We start from the raw sequence: 6,963 nt of genomic DNA, 5'->3' as shown, positions 1-6,963 counted from the left end.
GTACGGCCCTACCATAAAAGCGCACGGCCTAATCTACCAATTTTTTAATAACTCTAGTTTTCTTAAATGCCGATTTGCCAATCGCCACTCCGACTTATCTATAACCTCGTCCAAACTAATCCCCAGCCCATGCCGCACTAGGTACAGCATGGGAATCATCCTCTCACACCAACCCTTCGTTTTAATCAATTCTGGGGCTGCTCTACTTTTCCTAAATGTCGTGGCACCAGGCAAGTTATTGCCTAATTCGAAAAATTGGGACAGATTTATTTTTGGGTGCGGGCGGTGCCTGGGTTATCTCTGACTATCCCGCTTGATGTGATGGAAGATTACTCGCTCGGGCTTACGTCCTGTCTTGATGTGCGATGAAGTAGCTCATCCAGCTTTGTTTCCAGTACGTCGAGACGCGGGGCCAGTGACGCTTCCAGGTCGGCCATGACGCAGGTCGTGGAGTGCACATCATTTTCCATATCGCCGACGCGCTTCATTAGCCCCGTCAACTTTTGATGCAACCATCGCCAGCGGTCATTCTCGGTAATGGGCTGTGGGATTTCTTTTGTTGTGTCGTGCATAGTTGAGTCCTCGTTAGTGATTAAGTGTGTGAATGGTTATGCGGACCAAGTGTAGGTTTTGCCGAGGTGCCGCCAGGGTTCGGTGTAGTCCGTTTCTATCTCATCCGGTGGTGCCGGTGCGTCCGAGGTTTTGAAGACAACGTAAAGAGCACTCACCAATATCGCCACGACCACCAAGCGCAACATCCAAGCGATACAGAATTCCATGAATTTTATGTAGGCTTGCACGGGTTCACCTCGCGATGCCTGTGACGCATGTGAGACAACCGCGCATGCTTTTGTGTGCTTTCAGATGCTTTAGGCACCTGTAAGGCATTGGATATGCTGTTGATTTAACAGCGATTAGCCATAGTGCGGCTGCTGAATTATAAGCAGTACCTACCAGGTTTTCTGAGAAAGTAGCCGCTCAGCCGTGCGAAAGAACCAAACGGAATTTGAAGAACGTTTCGATTGACGGCGGGGGAATTGATCGGTCTCCTTTTTTCGTGTTGGGTGCAGAACGCTCTGTCCGACTAACATCGTCTATGCGGTGAGCGGCGGTATAATGACTCTGTGAACGAGCTCAGCCTCCTTCAGAAGATCCTCGTTTGGGCGCCCCCGGTGCTATTTGCCATTACTTTTCATGAATTGGCCCATGGTTGGATGGCCCGTCGGCTCGGGGACCCAACGGCTGAGATGCTTGGTCGCCTGACGTTGAACCCGATTAAACACGTGGACCCCATTGGCACGGTTTTGGTACCGACGGTACTGCTCCTAGCGGGCGGTTTTATTTTTGGGTGGGCAAAACCGGTCCCGGTGACCTGGGAAAACCTCAAAAACCCAAAGCGCGATATGGCGTTGGTGGCAATAGCTGGGCCTGCCGCGAATCTCTTGATGATCATTTTCTGGGCAGCACTCGTGAAACTCGCAGTCATCCTGGCAGGTTCCCTGGACTGGGTAGCTCAGCCGTTGGCCTATATGGGACGGGCTGGCGTTTTCATCAACAGCATTCTCTTGATCCTGAATCTGTTTCCCCTGCCGCCGCTCGATGGCTCTCGCGTGTTGTCGGCCATGCTACCGGGCCCAATGGCCTGGCAGCTCAGCCGTATTGAGCCGTATGGCTTGATTATTCTGCTCGTCCTGCTGATCTCCGGCCTGCTGGGCAAGTGGCTGTGGCCACTCATCCTGGGCTTTCAGCAGCTTGTCTACCATTTTGTGGGCCTCTGAGGCGCGGGGTGCGGGCGGCTGCCCCAGCCGCCCCTGAACTGGGGATTCCTTGACGGCTTTGGGACCCATTGCATTGTTCTTCCCCGCGGGGCAGGGGATCTTCCGACAGCGATATCCTAAGCATTTGTTTTTGCGTGATAATTTTGGTACAAGCCCACTGACGATGCAGCCGCCTTAGCTGGCCTCGGATAAAAAAATTGTGCTAAAATACGCTGCTCAGCCTCGGGGGAACAAACCCGAGCTGATGGAACGCCAAGAATGACCAAGCTTTTGCTTTCAACGATTTTACTCTTTGTACTAGCCGCCGGCTCGTCGGCAAACTATGACACCGCCATTGCCGCGTATGAGAAAGGCGACTACGCTGCTGCCATTGAGACCTTCAGGGGATTGGCCGAGGAAGGCGATCCACGGGCCCAATGCATACTTGGCCTTGCCTATGCCTACGGCGAGGGTGTCCCACAGGACCATGCCGAGGCAGGTCGATGGTACTGGAAGTCTGCTGAACAGGGGTATGCCGAGGCCCAATACAATCTCGGCGTTGCCTATACCTTTGGTGAAGGCGTCTTACAGGACTACGCGATGGCCGTCGAATGGTTTCGAAAAGCGGCTGTGCAAGGGGTCCCCGAGGCCCAACAGGCGCTGGGATATATGTACAGCGCAGGCCGCGGGGTAGAGAAGAACCCGGTATACGCTTACGCATGGTTCCATGTCGCCGCAGAAGCCGGAAACCAGGCGGCACAACAAGATCGAGACATCGCCGCAAGAGACCTGACCCCCACCCAACGCCATGAAGCTGAACAACTCTCCCAAGAACTCTTAAAGAACTACGCAATAAAATAACCCACACTCATCACCCCACCACTCTCTACCCAAACAACTAAATTACCCCGCCTCGCCGCACGCATCTAAGACGTTAGCGAACGGCCCAAGCCCGTCACTGAACACCTCGTCGACCATCAGGTCCCCGATTGGCGTGATGGCTCAATCGACCGTTCATCACGCAGTGGTGAAACGGGTCCAAACGAGCTCCCTCGATGCCCGTGCCCTGCCCTTGGTGCCCCACCCCTCACCACCGCCCGATAGGCGTATAAAATGATTGTAAAACAATAAGATATGATGATTTCTTGATAATATCTATTAGATAGACTATATTAGGAAACTAGCCTAAGCTATTAATTTTAATCTATTAAAATAAGTATTCACTGTGTCAGGGGGTACGCGACCATGGATTCGAATGGGATGGAAAAACTGAACATAGCCATACGGATGGTGTGGATCCTGTTAACGCTGTACGGGTTGATGCAGGTACTCAGCGTGCTCTAAGGGGTGCTGTTGGGCCCGATCTGCCCCCCCGCCCGACGCCTCGATCACCGAAGCGCCCACCCATCAAAATCACCTGCCCCGTGAGAGGGCGTCTGGGAAGGACGTTGCGTCGATAACTCCCTTCCTTGGCATCCGCGACGGTGGCCAGCGGCTGTTGCCCGACCTATCCTTGCGTTGATCGGACACCCAGGTCTGAACCGGTCAATGTCTGGGGGTTATTATCACGTGAGCGTGATGGACATTCGCACGCTGAGGCGCTGTTCGAAGAGGTTCGAAATCACTATGAAGATCTCGTCCCGCCTGCTTGAGGCGCTTCAGAAAGAGCTTGATGGGGAAGTACTCACTGACTCTGTGTCCCGCGCCCTATTTGCCACTGACGCCTCACCATATCAGCAACTCCCAATTGGCGTGGTACGACCCTTTCACCGGCAGGATTGTGTTCGCATCATGCAATTTGCTGCGAGACACCGGGTGCCGCTCATTCCTCGGGGCGCTGGCACCAGTTTGGCAGGGCAATGATTCGAGATGCCGTAGTCGCGATTTATCCATACGCCAAAGAAGGTATGTCCATTGTTGGACTAGAACCGTCAGAGAGCCTGACCTTTCGAGGTGAAGCGATTGATTTACTAAATAACGATTTAATGCATGCGAAAGCTAGGTTGGTTGCAAAGCAAAGTCTGTTATTTGAAGAATTCATGCTTGATCAAGCCAAGGCTGGAACGCTAGACGTTAGCATTTTTGACAACATGCCACGCCGGATCTTGCTACATGGACATTGTCATCAAAAAGCGCTGGGCGGAATGCAACCAAGCATCGACGTGCTCAGGATGATCCCCAACACGAATGTGATCCCGTCAGGCTGCTGCGGGATGGCAGGGGCCTTCGGTTATGAGGCTGAACACTATGACATCTCCCGGCAGATCGGCGAGTTGGTGCTTTTCCCTGAAATTCGGGCGGCCGCAGCAGATACTCTCATTGTTGCAACGGGGACAAGTTGCCGGCATCAGATTGTCGATGGGACGGGCGTATCCGCGCTACATCCCGCGGAGCTAATGCAGGTCGCGCTGAAATCGACAGATAGAATTGGAGGGGGCGCCGATCAGTTCGGCCCAGGGTCATGAAGAAGTTGTGCCAGTATCAGCGAGAAGTAGCGGTTTTCAGGTTCATAGTGCTTGATAACGCAGAGCCCGGCAGCTTCAATCATCTCGTGTAAACCTTTGGAAGTGAACTTCCGACTGATTTCAGTCAGAATTTTTTCCCCTTTTTCAAAGGTAACTTCTTTGGCTAAATCCTTGAACTGAACGCACTGTGACTTGTTTGCAACAAGGAACATTTCCACTTGTTCAAGGACATCATTGTAGACGGCGTCATGCGAAAAGCCTTTCAGATCAAAGTTTGCGTTCAATTCACGATTCAACACCCTTAATACATTGAGGTTGAATTCCGCTGTAATTCCCTGTTGGTCGTTATAGGCCGCATGTAATACGCGCGGGTCCTTTACTCGATCAGCACCGAGCAGCAACCAGTCGCCGGGGCGCATGCACTCGCGAATTTCCGTAAGGAATTGAATTGCAGCATCTCCCTCAAAGTTGCCGATTGTACTTCCCAAGAATGTGAAGATCCGTGTCCCGATAGCTCGAGGTAGGTTTGCAAGGCCTGCGTGGTAGTCGCCCAATAGTGGTGTGACTTCGAGCCAACTGTATTCTGACCGCAAAGCATCGGCCGCCTGAAGCAATACTTCCTCACAGACGTCAAATGGCGCATATGAACAAATGTGCTGTTGCTTTTCGCAGGCGTCAAACAAATGCCGGGTTTTCCGGCAGTTACCACTTCCCAGCTCGAGAATCTCGTCGCCCTTTATCATGGAGACTATTGGTTCCGCGAAGCGGACCAAGAGCTCTTCTTCCGTGCGCGTCAGGTAATATTCAGACGTGCCGCAGATGCGTTCAAACAATAGCGATCCGTAGCCATCATAGAAATACTTAGGTGGAAGTGATCTGGGAGGTGTCAGAATGCCACAAAGAACATCCTCGGCTAGCTCCGGCACCTCTCGAGTGGGTGGAACAACGACGCAACCAGGATAGCCGACATCCCCGGCGTAGTGCTGAGATACTTGCATAACCTCCCTCGTAGGCCGCTTCAGCTTTTTCGTTAGGCTAACATCGACGTCGCAGAATTCCAACGGCCAATTATCAGATGCGTTTTGATCGCGAGGCTAGGGGACTGCCGTACTACCGTGCGCCTACCTGTTTGATAGTCAGCAAAAATGGAACAGTGTGTCAGAGGGCGGCCGACGTGATTATCGCCGGTGTAAGTACTCACCTTTTAGTCGTTGCGCCTGCGGCTCCCTTTTCAGGCTTGAACCAAGGACTCTTTCGGGGCAAACAGGTAGTTCCTGGCAATATCGTTTAGCGTCGCTTTGTATGATTCGAACATCATTGCAAGACGCAAGAAAACATCGTCCAAGTGGAACTGGCGTGCCATTGGGTGTTTGGCGGCAAGCCCGTAGTAGGTACGACCAAAATCGATATAGTATTTCGAATTGATCGGTCGCTTCTTATAACGGTGCCGGTATTCAATCCATTCCGGAAAGAGTCCTGAGATGAACAGCGAATAATTACCGATATGTGAATAGATCAAGAACTGCCGCCGTGACTCCGATAATCGCGCCTCCTGGATCATATCAACGAGGTATTCATACGTGGCTTCGTCGTGTGGTCGTATGCGATGGACCCGGTCTGCATGGACAAAAATGCTCAGTAGGTTGGCAATGTAATTAACGATTTTTCTGTCGTTTGATGTGCGATGGCCGGACAAAGTATGGCGCAACAATACATTAAATAACAGGAATGGTGAGATATCCAAAAGAACCACGCTTTTATCACAGACCTTCTGATAAAGAAACTCGCTGTTTAGGAGCGATTCAAACGTTGTGGGAAGCTCGTGCATCACCCGGGCAACCTCCTCATAACTTCGTCCTGGTTCAGGGAAGTTCTCGATGATGAACTTGAGATCCCGATCTCCAAGTCGGCTGAGGTCAGTTACAGCGAAATCCAAATGTTGCATCGTTAGTGCCTAGTCGTTCAATACTGCCTATTTCAGTGTAGCGGAATCTTTGGAATTCAACAGGTTAATCTTGTCAACATGTGCACAAATCTGGACCGGAAGATGGACGTACGATATGTGCCCCGTGGCCTGCTCTCGGTGAGGTGATCACGAATTTGCACTTGAAAATGGCGAACAGTGGCCCCATTTTGGAAACAAAGTGGTTCAATTTAACTTGGATAGGAGGAAAGTTTCCATGAATCTGTTAGTTAAACGGCCCTGGACACTGTGGAATGATGCCAGCAGCGACTTTGATAAACTGTTCGAGGGACTCTTTGGTAAGTATCCGGAAGATAACGGAAACGTAATTACCAGCAGCTGGAGCCCGGCTGTGGATATCAAGGAAGAAGAAACCCAATATGTCGTAGTGGCGGACATCCCGGGGGTCGACCCCCGTGAGATCGACGTTACGACAAAAGATGGTGTGCTGACCATCAAGGGGGAGCGCGTCAAGGAAACGCGGGATGAGGAGAAGGGTTACACTCGCGTTGAACGTGCCCATGGCATGTTCCATCGTCGCTTCACCTTGCCAGAGAGCGCCGATGCCGAGAAGATCAGTGCGAAGGGTAAGGATGGCGTCTTGGAAGTCGTGATCCCGAAGCGGGAGGAATCACAACCGCGTCGGATTACAGTAAGTCACTAAAATAGCCGCAACCGGTCCCGTAGACGGGACCGGTTGCGGGCCCGTCTACGCGTCGTAGCACGACGCCTTGCGTTTGGGAGGTCCTTTGGTGACCGTAATACGGGTCGCTGGGAT

Annotated in this window: 9 protein-coding genes; 5 read left to right on the top strand and 4 right to left on the bottom strand. The window is 52.0% G+C overall.

Annotation, left to right across the window (positions count from 1 at the left end):
• Positions 1-329 precede the first annotated feature (329 nt).
• Positions 330-572 (bottom strand): hypothetical protein, encoded by a 243-nt coding sequence (locus O6944_01340; GenBank protein MCZ6717793.1) that lies wholly within the window; start codon positions 570-572, stop codon positions 330-332.
• Between the two features lie 36 nt (positions 573-608).
• On the bottom strand, positions 609-800 hold the full coding sequence (locus tag O6944_01335; protein MCZ6717792.1) for a hypothetical protein: 192 nt from the start codon (positions 798-800) through the stop codon (positions 609-611).
• A gap of 324 nt (positions 801-1,124) precedes the next feature.
• Here O6944_01335 and O6944_01330 point away from each other — a divergent pair, with 324 nt between their 5' ends.
• The 4 genes from O6944_01330 to O6944_01315 all read left to right on the top strand — a co-directional run bounded on the left by O6944_01330 (position 1,125) and on the right by O6944_01315 (position 4,222).
• Positions 1,125-1,778 carry a site-2 protease family protein gene (locus tag O6944_01330; GenBank protein MCZ6717791.1) on the top strand — a complete coding sequence of 218 codons (654 nt, stop codon included), beginning with the start codon at positions 1,125-1,127 and terminating at the stop codon, positions 1,776-1,778.
• Between the two features lie 258 nt (positions 1,779-2,036).
• Positions 2,037-2,618 (top strand): tetratricopeptide repeat protein, encoded by a 582-nt coding sequence (locus tag O6944_01325; protein MCZ6717790.1) that lies wholly within the window; start codon positions 2,037-2,039, stop codon positions 2,616-2,618.
• A 765-nt stretch (positions 2,619-3,383) separates the two neighbouring features.
• Positions 3,384-3,620, top strand: coding sequence for an FAD-binding protein (locus O6944_01320; protein MCZ6717789.1), 237 nt, complete (start codon positions 3,384-3,386; stop codon positions 3,618-3,620).
• Positions 3,617-4,222, top strand: a complete 606-nt coding sequence (locus O6944_01315; GenBank protein MCZ6717788.1) for a hypothetical protein — start codon at positions 3,617-3,619, stop codon at positions 4,220-4,222. Before O6944_01320 ends, O6944_01315 begins: the two co-directional genes overlap by 4 nt.
• Here the strand turns inward: O6944_01315 and egtD are convergent.
• Positions 4,201-5,220 (bottom strand): L-histidine N(alpha)-methyltransferase, encoded by a 1,020-nt coding sequence (gene egtD, locus O6944_01310; GenBank protein MCZ6717787.1) that lies wholly within the window; start codon positions 5,218-5,220, stop codon positions 4,201-4,203. The genes O6944_01315 and egtD overlap by 22 nt on opposite strands.
• Positions 5,221-5,453: 233 nt before the next feature.
• The gene (locus tag O6944_01305; protein MCZ6717786.1) at positions 5,454-6,167 is read right to left on the bottom strand and encodes a hypothetical protein; all 714 of its coding nucleotides are present in this window, start codon (positions 6,165-6,167) and stop codon (positions 5,454-5,456) included.
• A 235-nt stretch (positions 6,168-6,402) separates the two neighbouring features.
• Between O6944_01305 and O6944_01300 the strand changes: the two genes are divergently transcribed.
• Entirely contained in the window at positions 6,403-6,849 is a 447-nt protein-coding gene (locus O6944_01300) for an Hsp20/alpha crystallin family protein (GenBank protein ID MCZ6717785.1), read from the top strand.
• Positions 6,850-6,963: the final 114 nt, after the last annotated feature.

The sequence above is a fragment of the Gammaproteobacteria bacterium genome (genome assembly GCA_027296625.1).
In the GTDB taxonomy this organism is placed as follows: Bacteria; Pseudomonadota; Gammaproteobacteria; order JAKEHO01; family JAKEHO01; genus JAKEHO01.
Note: the sequence above shows the minus strand (reverse complement) of the source record. Positions and strands in the feature narration are given on the sequence as shown.

Excerpts from the sequence above, each read along its gene's own strand:
- O6944_01340 (MCZ6717793.1), bottom strand. The coding sequence starts at position 572 with ATGCACGACACAACAAAAGAAATCCCACAGCCCATTACCGAGAATGAC.
- O6944_01325 (MCZ6717790.1), top strand. The coding sequence starts at position 2,037 with ATGACCAAGCTTTTGCTTTCAACGATTTTACTCTTTGTACTAGCCGCC.
- O6944_01320 (MCZ6717789.1), top strand. The coding sequence starts at position 3,384 with ATGAAGATCTCGTCCCGCCTGCTTGAGGCGCTTCAGAAAGAGCTTGAT.
- O6944_01315 (MCZ6717788.1), top strand. The coding sequence starts at position 3,617 with ATGATTCGAGATGCCGTAGTCGCGATTTATCCATACGCCAAAGAAGGT.
- egtD (MCZ6717787.1), bottom strand. The coding sequence starts at position 5,220 with ATGCAAGTATCTCAGCACTACGCCGGGGATGTCGGCTATCCTGGTTGC.
- O6944_01305 (MCZ6717786.1), bottom strand. The coding sequence starts at position 6,167 with ATGCAACATTTGGATTTCGCTGTAACTGACCTCAGCCGACTTGGAGAT.
- O6944_01300 (MCZ6717785.1), top strand. The coding sequence starts at position 6,403 with ATGAATCTGTTAGTTAAACGGCCCTGGACACTGTGGAATGATGCCAGC.